The organism is Parapedobacter sp. SGR-10 (genome assembly GCF_011030405.1).
Lineage (GTDB): Bacteria > Bacteroidota > Bacteroidia > Sphingobacteriales > Sphingobacteriaceae > Sphingobacterium.
In genome coordinates this window covers 234,108-249,741 of record NZ_JAAJTJ010000001.1, presented here as the reverse complement: position 1 = coordinate 249,741, position 15,634 = coordinate 234,108, and the positions used below count along the sequence as shown (strand labels likewise).

Annotated in this window: 14 protein-coding genes; 8 read left to right on the top strand and 6 right to left on the bottom strand. The window is 42.5% G+C overall.

The window, feature by feature from the left end:
• Position 1: 1 nt before the first annotated feature.
• Complete coding sequence (locus G5B00_RS01110; RefSeq protein WP_163871402.1) at positions 2-4,354, bottom strand: translocation/assembly module TamB domain-containing protein; 4,353 nt, start codon at positions 4,352-4,354, stop codon at positions 2-4.
• A gap of 61 nt (positions 4,355-4,415) precedes the next feature.
• On the opposite strand from G5B00_RS01110, the gene tsaD reads away from it, so the two are divergent.
• Positions 4,416-5,417, top strand: a complete 1,002-nt coding sequence (tsaD, locus tag G5B00_RS01105; protein ID WP_163871401.1) for a tRNA (adenosine(37)-N6)-threonylcarbamoyltransferase complex transferase subunit TsaD — start codon at positions 4,416-4,418, stop codon at positions 5,415-5,417.
• Between the two features lie 44 nt (positions 5,418-5,461).
• Here tsaD and G5B00_RS01100 read toward each other — a convergent pair whose 3' ends face one another.
• From G5B00_RS01100 to arfB, 4 genes are all read right to left on the bottom strand, one after another.
• Positions 5,462-6,166 (bottom strand): RagB/SusD family nutrient uptake outer membrane protein, encoded by a 705-nt coding sequence (locus G5B00_RS01100; protein ID WP_163871580.1) that lies wholly within the window; start codon positions 6,164-6,166, stop codon positions 5,462-5,464.
• Positions 6,167-6,284: 118 nt separating this feature from the next.
• Entirely contained in the window at positions 6,285-7,736 is a 1,452-nt protein-coding gene (locus tag G5B00_RS01095) for an ATP-binding protein (protein WP_163871400.1), read from the bottom strand.
• A 132-nt stretch (positions 7,737-7,868) separates the two neighbouring features.
• Positions 7,869-8,114: a hypothetical protein gene (locus tag G5B00_RS01090; RefSeq protein ID WP_163871399.1), complete on the bottom strand. Its 246-nt coding sequence runs from the start codon at positions 8,112-8,114 to the stop codon at positions 7,869-7,871.
• Between the two features lie 37 nt (positions 8,115-8,151).
• Positions 8,152-8,559: an alternative ribosome rescue aminoacyl-tRNA hydrolase ArfB gene (gene arfB, locus G5B00_RS01085; protein WP_163871398.1), complete on the bottom strand. Its 408-nt coding sequence runs from the start codon at positions 8,557-8,559 to the stop codon at positions 8,152-8,154.
• A 183-nt stretch (positions 8,560-8,742) separates the two neighbouring features.
• Here arfB and bshA point away from each other — a divergent pair, with 183 nt between their 5' ends.
• From bshA to G5B00_RS01060, 5 genes are all read left to right on the top strand, one after another.
• On the top strand, positions 8,743-9,882 hold the full coding sequence (gene bshA / locus G5B00_RS01080) for an N-acetyl-alpha-D-glucosaminyl L-malate synthase BshA (RefSeq protein ID WP_163871397.1): 1,140 nt from the start codon (positions 8,743-8,745) through the stop codon (positions 9,880-9,882).
• Between the two features lie 104 nt (positions 9,883-9,986).
• The gene (gene pyrH, locus G5B00_RS01075; RefSeq protein WP_163871396.1) at positions 9,987-10,691 is read left to right on the top strand and encodes a UMP kinase; all 705 of its coding nucleotides are present in this window, start codon (positions 9,987-9,989) and stop codon (positions 10,689-10,691) included.
• Positions 10,692-10,714: 23 nt separating this feature from the next.
• Positions 10,715-11,278, top strand: a complete 564-nt coding sequence (gene frr, locus G5B00_RS01070; RefSeq protein WP_163871395.1) for a ribosome recycling factor — start codon at positions 10,715-10,717, stop codon at positions 11,276-11,278.
• Between the two features lie 101 nt (positions 11,279-11,379).
• On the top strand, positions 11,380-12,369 hold the full coding sequence (locus G5B00_RS01065) for a sugar phosphate isomerase/epimerase family protein (protein ID WP_163871394.1): 990 nt from the start codon (positions 11,380-11,382) through the stop codon (positions 12,367-12,369).
• 185 nt (positions 12,370-12,554) lie between these two features.
• Entirely contained in the window at positions 12,555-12,722 is a 168-nt protein-coding gene (locus G5B00_RS01060; RefSeq protein ID WP_163871393.1) for a hypothetical protein, read from the top strand.
• Between the two features lie 3 nt (positions 12,723-12,725).
• Here G5B00_RS01060 and mnmD read toward each other — a convergent pair whose 3' ends face one another.
• Complete coding sequence (gene mnmD / locus G5B00_RS01055) at positions 12,726-13,427, bottom strand: tRNA (5-methylaminomethyl-2-thiouridine)(34)-methyltransferase MnmD (protein WP_163871392.1); 702 nt, start codon at positions 13,425-13,427, stop codon at positions 12,726-12,728.
• A gap of 392 nt (positions 13,428-13,819) precedes the next feature.
• Here mnmD and G5B00_RS01050 point away from each other — a divergent pair, with 392 nt between their 5' ends.
• Positions 13,820-15,037, top strand: coding sequence for a dicarboxylate/amino acid:cation symporter (locus G5B00_RS01050; RefSeq protein ID WP_240894340.1), 1,218 nt, complete (start codon positions 13,820-13,822; stop codon positions 15,035-15,037).
• A gap of 150 nt (positions 15,038-15,187) precedes the next feature.
• On the top strand, positions 15,188-15,598 hold the full coding sequence (locus tag G5B00_RS01045; RefSeq protein ID WP_163871390.1) for a cytochrome c maturation protein CcmE: 411 nt from the start codon (positions 15,188-15,190) through the stop codon (positions 15,596-15,598).
• Positions 15,599-15,634 lie beyond the last annotated feature (36 nt).

Below are 15,634 nucleotides of genomic sequence, written 5' to 3'. Positions count from 1 at the left end.
CTTATTTGCTTTCTGTTTTCGGACGGTTCTTTCTGCTGTCCCATATCCACAGCTTTTGCCAGAATTCCCGGATGCTATTGAATTCCTGTCGATAGATAAGTCCCAACGCACTGATATATTCGGCATCGTTCATGCGGATCAGAAAGTTGCGGGTGTACGGTCTGTTGTATGCCCGAAGCATCAGATTGCCGTCTTTGCGCAGGCGATAGGTCAATTCTGCATCTGTCGTGACACCCTCCCTAAAGAATGTCAGGTCGGTCGCCTGATAGTTTGTCCGATCCGTGATACCACCTGTCAGTACCAGTCGGTCATTCAGTAGCCTTACCGAAGCAGAAGCATCGTTGAACGAACGAATATTGAGGTCAAAGAAATTGATGTTGAGTGATTGGGAAATGATGTTGTTCAACTGGTTGAAAGCAATTTCCGTTCCGGCAGAAAGGAGTGTATTGTTGACCTCACGACCTATTTCATTGGTCGAGCTTGGTGTGAAACTACGCCGTACAATAAGGCTTAAAGCCTGTTGGTTGACATTGTTTGCGTCGCTGAGGTATCCCTGCAACTCATCCTTGATATACGGATTTTGAGGAAAATTAAGGTCGAACGTAATGTCTGGTTGTTCCAATGTTCCTTTGATGAGCATATCGGCCTGTGCCAGTACCCGCTCGTCTTCTCCTGCACGGCCGGCAGCATTGTAGAGTGGTCCTACGGCAGTACGTTGCTGGTAGATGGCGTTCAGATTGATGACGGCTTCGCTCGGATTGCCTGTCCAACGTATAGTCCCTCCTTCTTTGATATCAAAGTACTTGTTGATAAAGTCCTGCGCAGTAAAATGGAATTTACCGTCGGTGACCTGATAGTCACCGAACATCTCAAAATCCCCTAGACTGGATATCTTCATGGTGATTTCTCCCTCACCATTGCCTTTCAGCGTGCCCAGATTGGTCGGGAGATTGATTTCGGCGACCGGTGTCACGGCGATGTTCATATTCATCGTCAACCCTTTGAATAAGGATCTTCTTTCTTGTTTTTTGTTTTCGGTCGAATCCTTGCCGATAAAATAAATGAAATCACTGTCTGCCACGGTCATGGCACTGTTGAAAGGTATGGTCAGTACGGTATTGTTTTCTGATCGGGCATTGATATTGATGTCTATAGCAGATGTATGTCCCTTGAATCGGAATGTGCCTGAGGCAAAGGCTGTACCGTAATAGAGGTTGTTGTCCTTGAAGGTGGTGTTTAGGATCATGATATTGGATCCGGCGATGTCCACATCGATATAGGGATTGGCGATATTGGTCAGATTGATGATGCCATTAGCTGCTGCAGTACGGCCATGTGTATCTTTTATCGTCACATTCTGGAGCATGATGGCATTATTCTCCACGAGAGCAGATTGATTGTCGATACGGTAATGTGTCTGGAGATAGTTGACCGTAAATGCCGCTTGCTGGATACGGGCTATCCCACTGATCTTAGGATTTTTGAACGTTCCCTTGATCGTAATGTCCCCGTTTCCTTTGCCCTGCAGATCGGAGACCAGATTGCGTAAAAAGGGTTGAAATATGGCCAGATCTGCTTCATTCAGTTTACCTTCGATGCTCAGTTTTTCATTTTCATCAAAGAAATTGTAGTGACCGCCGAGTGTGATACCTCTGCTTTGGTCATCTGCGAGCTGCAGGTCTATATTGGCCAAACCGGTCAGAGGATCAAAATCGGCAAGCAGGTCGAGTTTGCCTACAGGCATTTGATTGTATATGATGGGGGAGGTCTGTATATTGGCCGAAAAGAAAGGCTTTTTGAAAATGGATTGTACTTCCATTTTTCCATTTAGCGTGCCTTCGAGCTCGATACCCAAGGGGTTGGTAATTCCGTTGAGCGAGCTTAACCCAAATTGATTGAACGCTACGTTCAGTTTGTCGTTTTCATCGGATAGGATACCATCGAGCTTGACTTGTTGCTTGTCTTGTTGGAGGAGAAGGTTGGAGAGGTATATTTTTCCTTTGGACACGCGCATGGTAGCATCGTTGTTGAGATTCCAATATTCCTTGTTGATCAGGATGGTAGAAGGTTCAAATTTGATGTAGGCCGGTGCGTGATGGGCAAAGTGGATATTGCCCTTGAGATCAAGGTAGTTTGGTGCATTTTTATCGGACATGATGACATTGAAATTCAGGCTGTCATTGGCCAATACATTATGGAGGACGATGTGGTTGATATAGACACTATCACTTAGATTCAGGCGATCTGCATAGATATTGAGAGAGAAAGCCTTGTCATCGGCATTTTCCTGTATCGCAAGGTTGGTCAAGCGAAGGCCTTTGAACTCTACTAACGGGCTGAATGCTACAAAGTTGGCGGTGTACCGATCGGTAGAAAAAGAGGCTTTGAGATGTGTGCCATTGTCAAGGTTTAGACTACGATCCAATAAAGCTGCTATGGGTTTGAAAGAACGTACATTGATTTCGAGGTCAAAATTTTGTTTGTTGTAGGGCTTTACCGGGATATCTATGGCCGGGGCATAGCGCATAGCCAAGGACATGAAGTAGGCATCCAGGGTATTGAGATCTATATTGCCGTACATCTTGGCATCGGCCATATCCGAATTGAACAATAATGTCCTGTCCTCTTGGCTTCCTTCGGCTGTAAAGTTAATTTTATGGATGTGGAAATCACCTTTTGTGGTGCTGAACTGTACAGAATCGGCATCAAAATGCCCGGTAATGGTATTGAGCGAATTGCCGATTATGTTGGTGTTTATCCTGGCGCGATGGATAATGATACTGTCTTGTTTTAGCCATTTTAATTTGCTGAGCTGTGCATAGGCTATGTCGGCATCCAATAGATAATTGGGCGCTTGTTCGTTCCAATCAATGACCGCATTGTACTGTAGCTTTAGATTGTCATCTGTTACGGTTCCTTTGGCTTCCAATGTTTGTTGCGCAATGTGGGTGTCCAATTCTATGCTGTCGTAGGTATAACCTCTGATCTGGCTGTCAGTCAGTGTTCCTTGCGTGTTTAGAATCAAATCTTCCAGGATAAGACCTTGACCGTCAAATGTGAGGTCCAACGCAGAACTGCCCAATTGTCCTTGCTGGATAAATTTGCCTACTTCAAACAGATCAGATTTTACCGTACCCTTGTAGCTTAATGATTTTTTGATGTCAATCTGACTGCGGGTCGCCAGTTTGCCCAAAGCTGTTTCGACTTTTCCGTCGACAAGAAAATCATTGTACAAACCCTGAAATTTCCCTTGAAAACTGACCTGTTCCAATCGATGCAACTCTTGAGGGAGGTCGAAATGTGCCTTGTTGGCAAATTTTGGGACGAGTATCTCTACATCGTTAGGTGTGGTCTGTAATTTTCGCAGGTCAACATCAAAAACAGTTTTATCGATATCCGGGAGTCCTTTGATCGTAAAATTGCCTTGCAAAGCTGTGCTTTGTGCCGTGGTCAATTGTATATTTTGCGCCTTGATATCCGATACTGTTCCTTTTACAGCGCCTTTTTGTATAGCGATTTCGAATACCACATATTTCATTGTAGGTGCAAAAAACTCGATGTCCCTTGAATCTACGTAGCTATCTTTTAGGTTTGCCGTGATACGTACCTTTTGGATAAAGTCACTGAAATCCTTCATGCTTTCGTATTCGAACTTTAGGTAGTCCTGTACAATAGAGCTGTTGGTGGCCAGATACAGTTGCTGAAATTCCATTTGATGGCCGGAATAGGAGGCTTGTGCAGAAAGATGGCGTAGATGCAGGCCGGATTTTTCTTTCAACGTTAATTTATGTATATCTGCCTGCATGATCGTATCCAACCGGATGTTTTCAAGGACAGTAGATATTTCGGTCACATCCAGATCCGAAAAATCAACCCCTTTGTTGTGGTGGTTGAAATTATGGTTGACCAGTTTGAAATGATTGTTGTCAAGCTCGACCCTGTTGAGGTCAAGCTTAAACTTCTTTTTACTAGGCTTGGTTTTACCTTTCTCTGTGGCAAAGTACCGTATCAAACGTGAAAAATTCGAACTGTCTGCATAAATTTCCAGGTTGACATACGCATCGGTCAGCTTGACTTCTTTGATGGTCAGTCTGTTGGTCAATATATAAGTCAGGGAAAAATCGGCAAGTAGCTTCCTCGTGTGCAGCATGGTCACACCGTTAGGGTCTTTTATCTGAAAACCTTGTACTTCTATACTGGAAAAAGGTTTGAAGTATATGCGTTCGAGAGAAATATCGCTATCCAACTCCTGTGAGAGATGTTGCGCTATCTTTTTGGTAAGATAGGTCTGTACAGAAGAAAATTGAAGAGAGAAAATAGCCAGTAATGCCAGTATAATGATACCGGTCAGCACAATTGACGTTATTTTCAGTATTTTTTTGATATTTTTGTATCCTTAAAAAATTACTTCCTCCATGGCTGTTATTCTCGGTATAGAGTCTTCATGCGACGAAACTTCAGCCTCTATATGTATAGACGGCGAAATTAGGTCAAATATTATTGCAAGTCAAGCAATTCATGCGAAATATGGGGGCGTGGTGCCCGAACTGGCTTCGCGTGCCCATCAGCAAAACATTATTCCTACGGTAGATCAAGCTATCCAACAAGCAAAAATAACAAAAAATGATGTAGATGCGGTAGCTTTTACACGAGGACCAGGATTGTTGGGCTCTCTGTTGGTGGGCACTTCTTTTGCCAAGGCCTTTGCTTTGGCCCGACAGATACCGTTGATTGAGATCAATCATATGCAAGCACATATCTTAGCACATTTTATCGATAACCCCAAGCCCGATTTTCCTTTTCTCTGCCTGACCGTATCGGGTGGGCATACGCAGATCGTTCTGGTCAAGGATTATTTTGATATGCAACTGGTAGGAGAGACGTTGGATGATGCGGCAGGAGAGGCTTTTGACAAGACGGCCAAGATATTGAACCTCCCATACCCGGGGGGACCACTGATCGACAAGTATGCGCAAATGGGTAACCCGACAGCTTTTGCTTTGCCAGAACCTCAGATTCCGGATTTTAACTTTAGTTTTTCGGGGCTGAAAACAGCTATTTTATACCTTATCCAAGGTAAAGTCAAGGAAAATCCGAATTTTATCGAAGAGCATCTATATGATATCTGTGCATCGGTACAGTATCGTATCGTGACTATCTTGCTGAACAAGCTGAAAAAAGCAGCGAAGCATACCGGTGTGAAGGATATTGCGATAGCGGGAGGTGTATCGGCCAATTCGGGATTGCGACAGGCATTGTTGGACATGGGTGAGCAGTACAAGTGGCGTGTGTTTATTCCTAAATTTGAGTATTGTACGGACAATGCGGCGATGATTGCCATCGCCGGGTACCATAAATACTTGAAGCAGGAGTTTGTAGGGCAGGATATCGCACCGTTGGCACGGATGCATGTGTGATAAGTTTCATTGCCACGGATTTAAACCCGTGGCAATGAAATGATTTACTTCCAGCCGAGATGCTGTTCAAACTGTGTCATGATGTCCAAATCTCTTTGTGGAATAGGAAACAGTTCGTGCTTTCCTTTGATCGTATAGCCTGGTCGTGCCACCGCATAATTCGGACTATTGGCAGACACCCACCATGTTCCCAGTCTCTGGGCTGTCTCTTTGACGGTTTCGTAATAAATACCCCAACGTATGAGGTCGTTTTTTCTATGCCCTTCGAAGGCTAGTTCAAAAGCCCGTTCTCTGCGGATAGCTTCGCGGAATCCGGCCATATCTAAGCCAGTCAAGTCTGCCGGGCTATTCGTATTGACCGGCAGGCCATAACCTCTCCTGCGTACCATATTGATGGCGGTATAGGCATCGGCTGTCGGCCCTTGTTTCCATTCATTCAGCGCTTCGGCATACAACAATAGGACATCGGCATAGCGCAATACATACCAGTTGACATTGGACTTGTCGTTATTGATGAGATGGTTGCTCTGTGGCACATATTTCTCCGTATCCCATTTGCCGGGCGTATAATTTTGTTTTTGCGGTTGTCTTGCTGTCGGATTGGCATCATTTTCTTCAGCCACTTGATCTGAATCCGTTCCGGTTTTGGCCCATAGCACCTTATCGTCGTTATATCGGTAGTTGGCAACCGAGATATCCCTGCGAAGATCACCCGGATAGTCTCGCCAATCGAGTACAAAAGTATGTATAACCTTTACGTTTGTACGGTAGTGCTAAACTGAACTTTTGTACTTCTATTTCCGCTCCTTCGCAAAGCCCGAAACCGTTAAGGCGGGAAGAAACTTTATAAGGTTTAAGTTTAGTTTATCAGAACTCCGTTATACTTTTCTTTTTCAATGTATTCTCACCAATATTATAAGCGTACAATGATGCGGGCAAAAAAGTAAACTGAAGATCGGCAACATCCTTTACTCCGGACTGATCAATGGAAGTGACTAACGAGCTCTTAAAGTCATTGGCTTGACAAAACTGGATCAAGCTATGCAACTCTTGAGGTTTGTCAAAGTAGCGGTTGCTCCATTTTATTTCCACTCCCCACAAAGGCTTGAATTTTTTATCGTCCAATAGTACCAGATCTACCTCACCCTCCTTTCTGTCTTTCCACCTTGCATAGGTCAGATCCAGATTTTCCCGATGCATCCATTGGGACAAAATGGCTGTTTCCACCATATTTCCCATTTCGCTGTCCACTTCGGATACAGGAGAGAATAAAGCTGTCCGCAAGGACGGATTGGTCAAATAAACCTTGAAACTGGTCACTCTTTTCAGACGTTTGGCATTTATATCTACTTTATTAAGGACCTTTATCAAAAAAGCTGATTCTAAATATTCGAGGTATTTTTTTAAGGTATCTTTAGAGATACCGCTTTCCTTCGACATGCTTTCATACGAAAACTCATTGCCGGTATTGTAAGCAATGTAGGTAAAGAAACGGTTCAGCTCTTGTACATCTTTGATGCCGTAAAGACTCGGCAAATCTCTCAGCAGTACCTTATCTACAATGTCACTTTTTACATATCGTCCCATATCGCTCTGGATTTTTTCGGATAAAACTACTTCTGGGTAGCCCCCAAAATTCAGGTAATCAACAAACTCCTTATTTAACGCCTTGATATTGCTCGTAATGCAATAAGGGATTTGTTGCCCACTATACACGATAGAATCTTTTAAAATCAGATGCTCCATTTTCTTTAAATGGATGTATTCCTGGAAAGTCAACGGCGGCAACATGAAATCGGTAAACCGACCGGCTCCACTTTCGGTACTATGCCATTTTAATGCCGCCGCCGCTGATCCCGACACCACGAATTTGGTATTGGGATAAGAGTCGACCAGTACTTTCAAATGCCGTTCCCAATCTTTCAAATATTGGATTTCATCAAAAAAAACATAGCAACCTTCCAGATTTTCTTGCTTAACGGCCTCTTTACATAGCGAAAGGATATCTTCCAGACTCAGATGGAGATAAATAGGATTGTCAATACCTATGAAAAATATTTTTTGAGGACCTATATCTTCCTTAAGCAAGCGATCTATTGTATGGAACATCATGACAGTTTTTCCGACACGTCTGGGCCCCATCAGTACAACTGCCCGCTGAATATCCTTTTCTTGTACAAATGGATAAAACAGGTTGAAATACAGACGTCTGGACATGCTTTTGTAAGACGAATGGATTTCCCCGGAAACCCACCAGGGATTTTCATAATGTAATCTTTCGATTATTTTGTCTACAGGAATAATACTGTATTTTTCCATAAAAACTCTTATTTATACAAAAATAGTAAAAATAAGAAGATTGTAAACTGCTTATTTATACAAAAATAGTAAAAATAAGAAATTATAGGCCTTAATAAACTCTTATTTCGGTCTCTGCCTAGCTCTCCAAAATCAAATTTCCAGATCTGGCAATTGATCCTTCAGCACGGTTTTTTTCATTTTCCGTGATCTTTGTCCGGCCGTGATGCCTTGACATTTGCCACAGTTCTGTATCCGTTCAATGGGAGCAAGGCTCCTCAGATCACTTTTGAGGAAGAAGCCGGAAATGATCCTCAAAAGGGCTTGATACATTTTTCTGTTGCGGTAGACGGGAAAAAGCAGACCGTTAGGCATAAGTTTTAATTTATAAACTTTCATTGCCACAGTCTTAAGCCCGTGGCAATGAAAGTTTTTTTCACTCCATCCGCCACCTTCTATCCGATTTTTTGGCAGACTGCTTTTTCTTGCGATCCAAGCGTTCGAGTATTTTCGCACGTGGAATTTTAGTTGGAATACGTTTTTTTGTAGGCAATAGTGCCTTGTCGAGCAGATCGACAAGTTTGGCCAAGGCATCTTCCTTGTTGGCGAGTTGGCTCCGGCTATCGGATGAAGACAATTGCAAAAAACCGTCTGCTTGTATCCGATTGGACAATTTATCTTCAATCCGGGCTTTTTGTTCAGCTGAAAACAGTTGCGAATCCCGGATATTCCACACCAGCGTGACCTTGGTTTCCACTTTATTGACATTCTGCCCTCCCGCTCCGCTTGAACGGGAAGTCTTGAAGGTTACCTCTTTTTGTAAATCCTCTAAATCTATTGCCATAACACAAACTTTACCTATTTATTGCAGTACGATTAAAAAACCTTACTTAAATTTGGGCGTTTAAATATAGCAATAAAAGTGATGGAGGTTATGGTAGTTATGAAAGTGAAGGAGAACTAAGGCTTTCGTAACCATCTTCACCATCATAACTGACATGACTTTAACACATAAAAACAAAACTTCATGAAAATAGGAATAGTTTGTTATCCCACATTTGGAGGCAGCGGTGTTGTCGCGACAGAACTGGGCAAAGGGCTGGCTTCCAATGGACACCAGGTGCATTTTATCACGTATAGCCAACCTGCGCGGTTGGACTTTTTTTCGGAAAATCTATTCTATCATGAAGTCGCCGTTGCACAATATCCGTTGTTTGACTTTCCGCCTTACGAATCGGCATTGGCCAGCAAGTTGGTCGATGTAGTCCGTTTTGAACAATTGGATGTATTGCATGTACACTATGCTATTCCCCATGCCTCGGCAGCTTATTTGGCCAAACAGATACTCAAGACCTATGGTATCGATATTCCAGTCATCACGACGCTACATGGTACGGATATCACCTTGGTTGGCAGGGATAAGAGCTTCAAGCCCGTGGTTACGTTTTCGATCAACGAATCGGATGGTGTCACGACGGTATCTGACAGCTTAAAACAGCAGACGTTGAGTTTTTTTGACATCAGCCGTGAAATAAAAGTAATACCCAATTTTATTGACTTGAACCGATTTGTCAACAAGAGAAGGGAACACTTTAAAAAAGCTATTGCGCCCGACGACGAACGTATACTGGTGCATACCTCTAATTTTAGAAAAGTAAAAAATGTCACGGATGTGGTTCGTATCTTCTACCAGGTCAACCAACAGATCCCCAGTAAATTGCTGATGGTCGGTGATGGACCTGAGCGTGGCAATGCGGAGGAACTTTGTCGCCAATTGGAGATATGCAACGATGTACGCTTCTTGGGTAAACAGGATGCCATCGAAGAAATATTGTCTGTATCTGATTTGTTTTTAATGCCTTCTTCGTCCGAAAGTTTTGGCCTTGCGGCATTGGAAGCTATGGCGTGTGGTGTTCCGGTCGTTTCTTCCAATACAGGAGGTCTTCCTGAACTCAATGTCCAAGGTGTGACGGGATTCTTGAGCGATATTGGCGATATAGAGGGTATGGCACAACATGCCATCCATATATTGGAGGATTGTGATCGATTAGAAAAGTTCAAGAAAGCAGCCTATCAAAGAGCTACAGATTTTGAGCTGTCTAAGATACTGCCACAATATGAAGAATATTACCAACAGGCAATCGATCACGCAAAAAATTTAGCCTGATCCTTTGAACTTTGCCAAAGTTGAGAACTTTGGCAAAGTTTTATTCGGGAGACTAAAAAAAATTATATCTTTGGCCTTTGGAACTATTCCAAAAAAGACAACGAATGAAATATAAACGTATCCTACTTAAACTCAGTGGCGAAGCCTTGATGGGCGAACAAAATTATGGTATCGACATCAATAGGGTTGCTCAATATGCAAACGATATCAAAGAAATTCATGAACAAGGCTTAGAAATTGCTATCGTCATCGGCGGGGGCAATATATACAGGGGGCTGAGTGCAGAAAAGGCAGGAATGGATCGTGTACAAGCCGATTATATGGGTATGCTTGCCACTGTGATCAATAGCATGGCTTTGCAAGATGCCTTGGAAAAAGTGGGATTGAAAACACGTCTGTTGACAGCGATCAAGATGGAACAGATCTGTGAACCTTTTATTCGTCGCAGGGCCGTTCGTCATTTGGAGAAAGGAAGGATCGTCATCTTTGGTGCAGGAACTGGAAATCCTTATTTCACTACGGATACTGCAGCATCCCTACGGGCTATCGAGATCAATGCCGATGCGGTATTGAAAGGCACACGTGTGGACGGCATCTATACAGCAGATCCTGAAAAAAATCCCGATGCACAACGTTTTGACAGCATCTCATTTACCGAGGTATATGAAAAAGGACTCAATGTCATGGACATGACAGCCTTCACGTTATGCCAAGAGAACAATTTGCCTATTATTGTATTTGACATGAATAAACCAGGCAATCTGAAAAAATTGGCAAATGGCGAACATGTAGGTACTATAGTCAGCTAACGAAGTTTAAAAAATATAGACATATGAACGAACTGATATCCATAGAACTTGACGACTGCAAGGAAAAAATGATCAAAGCAGTTGCACATACCGAATCCGAACTGACTAAGATACGTGCAGGCAAAGCGAATCCATCTATGTTGGACGGTATCCATGTGGATTATTACGGATCGGCGACTCCTCTGTCTCAGGTCAGTAATGTCAACACGACAGATGCCCGCACAATCGTTATCCAACCTTGGGAGAAAAGTCTGTTGTCGGCCATTGAAAAGGCCATTATCGATTCAAACTTGGGCTTGAATCCACAAAATGATGGTTCTATTATACGCCTGGTTATCCCACCATTGACCGAAGAAAGAAGACGGGAATTGGTCAAAAAAGCAAAAGAAGAAGCCGAGAAAGGTCGTGTAGCCGTGCGTAACATACGTAAAGATACAAATGAATCTATCAAAAAACTGAAAAATGACGGTGCTTCCGAAGATGAGATCAAAGCCGGAGAGGCAGAAGTACAGAAATTGACAGATACCTATATCGTCAAGGTAGACCAATTGGCAGAATTGAAGGAAAAGGACATCATGACGGTCTAAATAGACTTTAGTACATTATAAATAAAAAGGATTCTTAGTCACAAGAATCCTTTTTTATTTACAATTTTTATATCTTTATTTCTTCAATAAAAGATAATCCTATGCACAAGTCCAGAAGAGATTTTATAAAAAACACCGGGTTAGGTATCCTAGGTACATGGTTGGGAAGCACTTATCTGACAGCATGTGGTGGTGGGACAAAAGCTAAGGGTAAAGGCCCATTTGCCAATATAGGTCTGCAGCTCTATACTTTGAGAGACCTGCTGGATGCAGATCCCCGTGTTACCCTGGAAACGGTCGCCAAGATCGGGTACAGCCATGTAGAAACTTTTGGTTTAAATACGGATACAGATCAGTTTTGGGGATTGACAGTAGATGATCTCCAAAAAATCTTAAAGGATAACAATCTCCAGTCTTATAGCGGACATTACGACCTTTCAAAGTATCTGAGTAAAGACCACCAGGACAAGGAAAGTGTAGAGAAATATATTGAAGTAGCGCACAAGCTCGGACAAAAGTATATCATTGCGCCTGTCACTCCGATGTTTGACTTGAATAATCTGAAAATAGAAGACTATCAATATGCGGCCGAACAGCTGAACAAAGCCGGGGAAATGGCACAAAAGGCGGGTATCAAAATGGGATATCACAACCACTTTTGGGAATTCCGCAGTTTTCCGAATGGTACAAAAGGGCTGGATATCTTATTGGCGTTTACCGAACCCAATCTGGTTGTCTTTGAATTGGATATCTTCTGGGCCGAAAAATCCGGAATTAATCCGGTTTCCTATTTTACCAAATTTCCCGGAAGGTTTCCACTATGGCACATCAAGGATATGGATCGTGCCTACACCACTCCTGTAGTAGGTGAACCCTACGACAGTATGCCCTTGGACAGCATTAATGCTAAAGAGGTCAGATTTACCGAAGTGGGGACAGGCACAATAGATTACGTAGCGCTAAAGGATAGTGCCGAGGTTGCAGGACTGGATTATGCTTTTGTCGAGCAGGATCAGATTTATCTCCCGAATAAGTTTGAAAGTGTAAAGAAGAGTTATGATTTTGTGCAAAAGTATTTAGCTAAGCTGTAGATCTAAAATCATCAGGTTGCTTGAAAAACAACTGTCATTCTGACGATAGGAAGAATCTATAATTAGGTACTATATTTAAGATGTTTCCTATCGTCAACATGACAAAATAACGCATTGACAAAGATTTTTTGAACGACCCGGCAAACCATCCCACCTTTATTTTGTTATACAATAAAAATAACAAGATGAAGAAAGCAATACAGATACCTCTTATGGCATTGATCCTTCTACAGATGACCGGATGTTCGGTGATTGAGGGGATTTTCAAAGCAGGCTTTTGGTCCGGAATAATCATAGTTGTTATTGTAGTAGCCCTTGTGATATGGATCTTGACAAAATTATTGGGGCGGTAGGGGTTAGCCAGACGGTTTGGCGCCATCGTGTCGGGCAGTGTGTAGCTTGACTGCGCGCAGCATCTCCCTTTTACCAGGTGCTCCGGGTGCTTTTTCAATGGAGAAGCCCAAGGCTTTCATGCTTCGTTTTAGGTTTCCGGTAATGGCGTAGGTGACAAAGACTCCACCGGGTTTCAGAAATTTCGTGACATGGGCCAATGTCGCATCGTTCCACATTTCGGGTTGATGTACGGCCGCAAAAGCATCGAAGTAAATAACATCAAAGCTTTTTTCTGTTTCAAAATCCAATACTTTCGTGTGAGGAATCTGCAACCCGACAAAATAATCGAGTTGAACGTACTCAGATAGTGCTTTTGGATAATTATGGGTAAAGGTTTTCCAAATCTTATCCTGTACATAGGTAGCATAACCAGACTGCTCGAGGGTGTCCAAAGACAATGGATATGCTTCTATACCGCAGTAGTCCAGACCGATGCTATGCTGTGTGCAATACTCGGCTGTCAACAAAAAATTTAAACCTGTTCCAAAACCAACTTCCAAAACAGCAACAGAACTTTTATCTTCTTTTTCCAAAAAAAACTGCAACCCGGATTTCAGAAATACGTGTTGGCTCTCTTGAAGTGCTCCATGCTTGGAATGGTAATGTTCGCCTACGTCAGCATGGTAAAGTGTTTTTGATCCGTCACCCGTCGTTACAAAATCCATTGTGCAATTTATTTCATTCAAATGAGTGCACGACAAATATCCGTTTTATGTCATGTCGACGATAAGAGACATCTATAATAGTTATAGATCCCTCGTACCTCGGGATGACAAAACTAGCGGAATGGTAATGATTTTTTTCAATAATCTGCATTTTGTCGTGCACCCTATTCAAATCTAAAACAAAAAAACTATTTTAGTACTCGATAAGCTTACTATTCGTAGAGTTCCCATCGCCAAAGGCGAGGCACGGCGTAGGGCCTCTACGAATTTTCTAAATGAAGAAGAGTCTTTGACTCCATTTATAATAGACAGTCTGAAGACTACTATTCATTGAAAAATCCTTAGTGTTGAGCGTAGCGGTCACTAAGGATAGTGAATGCATAATGACAAATATGAATAAAATAATAACAAACTACAGCAGTATTATACTTCTTCTCGTGGGTATCACTATCGGAAGCTTGATCGGTTTGTTTTTGCCAGAACTAATTCCTACGATCAAGCCCTTGGGCGATGTATTTCTGAATCTGTTGTTTGTCTCTGTCATACCTTTATTGTTTTTTGCGATAGCTTCATCCATTGCCAATATCGAGCACAATAGTCAACTTGGACGTATATTGTCGACGATGATTGGTGTTTTTCTTGTGACGATAGTCATTGCCGCATTGCTTACCACTATTGCATTGTGGTTTTTCCCGGTTACGGCCATGAAGGACACGACAGCTCTATCGGAGGTCTTGTCCGAAGATCCGAATGACGGTTGGGGAGACAAGATCGTACGGTTCCTGACCGTGGGGGAATTTGCCGATCTGCTGTCCCGGCAGAATATACTGGCTTTTGTCATCTTTTCTTTTTTGGTTGGTATAGCCGTACGCAAGAGCGGCGAAGTGGCGAAGCCTTTCCAGGCATTTTTAAGAGCAGGCAATGAAGTCATGAAAAACATGCTCAACATGCTCATGAAAGCAGGGCCTATCGGTTTGGGGGCTTATTTTGCGTATCAGGTAAAGACCTTAGGTCCCGAATTATTTGGCTTTTATGCGAAGCCTCTTGCTTTTTATTATGTTTTTGGTACGATTTTCTTTTTCACAGTATTCTCATTTTATGCTTTTGTTGCGCGCGGAAACCAAGGGGTTAAGGATTATTGGACATTCAATATCACACCGTCACTCACGGCACTAAGTACTTGTAGTAGCTTAGCGACTTTACCATCGAACCTGCTTGCTGCGAAAGGAATGGGAATCCCAGATGCAATTGCCAATGTGGTCATTACCTTGGGCAATACTTTGTACAAAAATGGGTCAGCTATATCTTCTATTTTAAAGATATATGTGGCATTTGCCATTTTGGGGTGGAATTTTTTCGAACCTTCTACAATTATTACAGCTATAGGGATTACGATACTGGTCAGCATGGTCGCTGGTGGCATCCCCAACGGAGGATTTATCGGGGAGATGCTCATGATATCGGTGTACGGTATTCCCAATGAGGCTGTTCCGGCAGTCATGATTATCGGTGCTTTGGTCGATCCGTTGGCGACGGTATTGAATGCCACAGGTGATACAGTGGCGGCGATGTTGGTGGCGAGGTTTTCACCCTCAACGATAGAGACGTAATGCTTGTACCAGCGAATGTAGAGACGCAATGCATTGCGTCTCTACATTCGCTGTAGATTAGAACAGTTCTAAATAGATCGGATCATTTGCTAAATTCCTCCATTCCATTACCTTTTCGTAATTTTGTACTTTGGTAATGCGAAAAACGATATGAAAAAGAGTTCTATCATCCTAATTGTTATTATTGCGATTGCGATTGCGATGATTATGGTCATTTATACCGATTCGAGCACATATTCGACCTTTACAGAAGCTAAGGAAAAGAAAACTGAACTGTACGTGGTGGGCGTGTTGAATAAGGAGAAGGAGTTGTTTTATGATCCGGTTAAGGATGCCAATCATTTTTCTTTCTACATGTATGACAATGACAGTACGGAATGTAAGGTCGTCTTCAATGGATCGAAGCCACAGGATATCGAACGTTCAGAACAGATCGTGCTGACCGGAAAAATGGAAGGCGATGTTTTTCGTGCAACAAAGATCTTGATGAAATGCCCGTCAAAATACAATCAAGATGAAGTCGAAGTGATCGAAACAACAGCTTATCTAGATTATAAATAGTTGGAGAGATACCTTCATTTTTTACTTTTTACTTTT

Coding starts and splice junctions, on each gene's coding strand:
- tsaD (WP_163871401.1), top strand. CDS start 4,416: ATGGCTGTTATTCTCGGTATAGAGTCTTCATGCGACGAAACTTCAGCC.
- G5B00_RS01095 (WP_163871400.1), bottom strand. CDS start 7,736: ATGGAAAAATACAGTATTATTCCTGTAGACAAAATAATCGAAAGATTA.
- G5B00_RS01090 (WP_163871399.1), bottom strand. CDS start 8,114: ATGAAAGTTTATAAATTAAAACTTATGCCTAACGGTCTGCTTTTTCCC.
- arfB (WP_163871398.1), bottom strand. CDS start 8,559: ATGGCAATAGATTTAGAGGATTTACAAAAAGAGGTAACCTTCAAGACT.
- bshA (WP_163871397.1), top strand. CDS start 8,743: ATGAAAATAGGAATAGTTTGTTATCCCACATTTGGAGGCAGCGGTGTT.
- pyrH (WP_163871396.1), top strand. CDS start 9,987: ATGAAATATAAACGTATCCTACTTAAACTCAGTGGCGAAGCCTTGATG.
- frr (WP_163871395.1), top strand. CDS start 10,715: ATGAACGAACTGATATCCATAGAACTTGACGACTGCAAGGAAAAAATG.
- G5B00_RS01065 (WP_163871394.1), top strand. CDS start 11,380: ATGCACAAGTCCAGAAGAGATTTTATAAAAAACACCGGGTTAGGTATC.
- G5B00_RS01060 (WP_163871393.1), top strand. CDS start 12,555: ATGAAGAAAGCAATACAGATACCTCTTATGGCATTGATCCTTCTACAG.
- mnmD (WP_163871392.1), bottom strand. CDS start 13,427: ATGGATTTTGTAACGACGGGTGACGGATCAAAAACACTTTACCATGCT.
- G5B00_RS01050 (WP_240894340.1), top strand. CDS start 13,820: ATGAATAAAATAATAACAAACTACAGCAGTATTATACTTCTTCTCGTG.
- G5B00_RS01045 (WP_163871390.1), top strand. CDS start 15,188: ATGAAAAAGAGTTCTATCATCCTAATTGTTATTATTGCGATTGCGATT.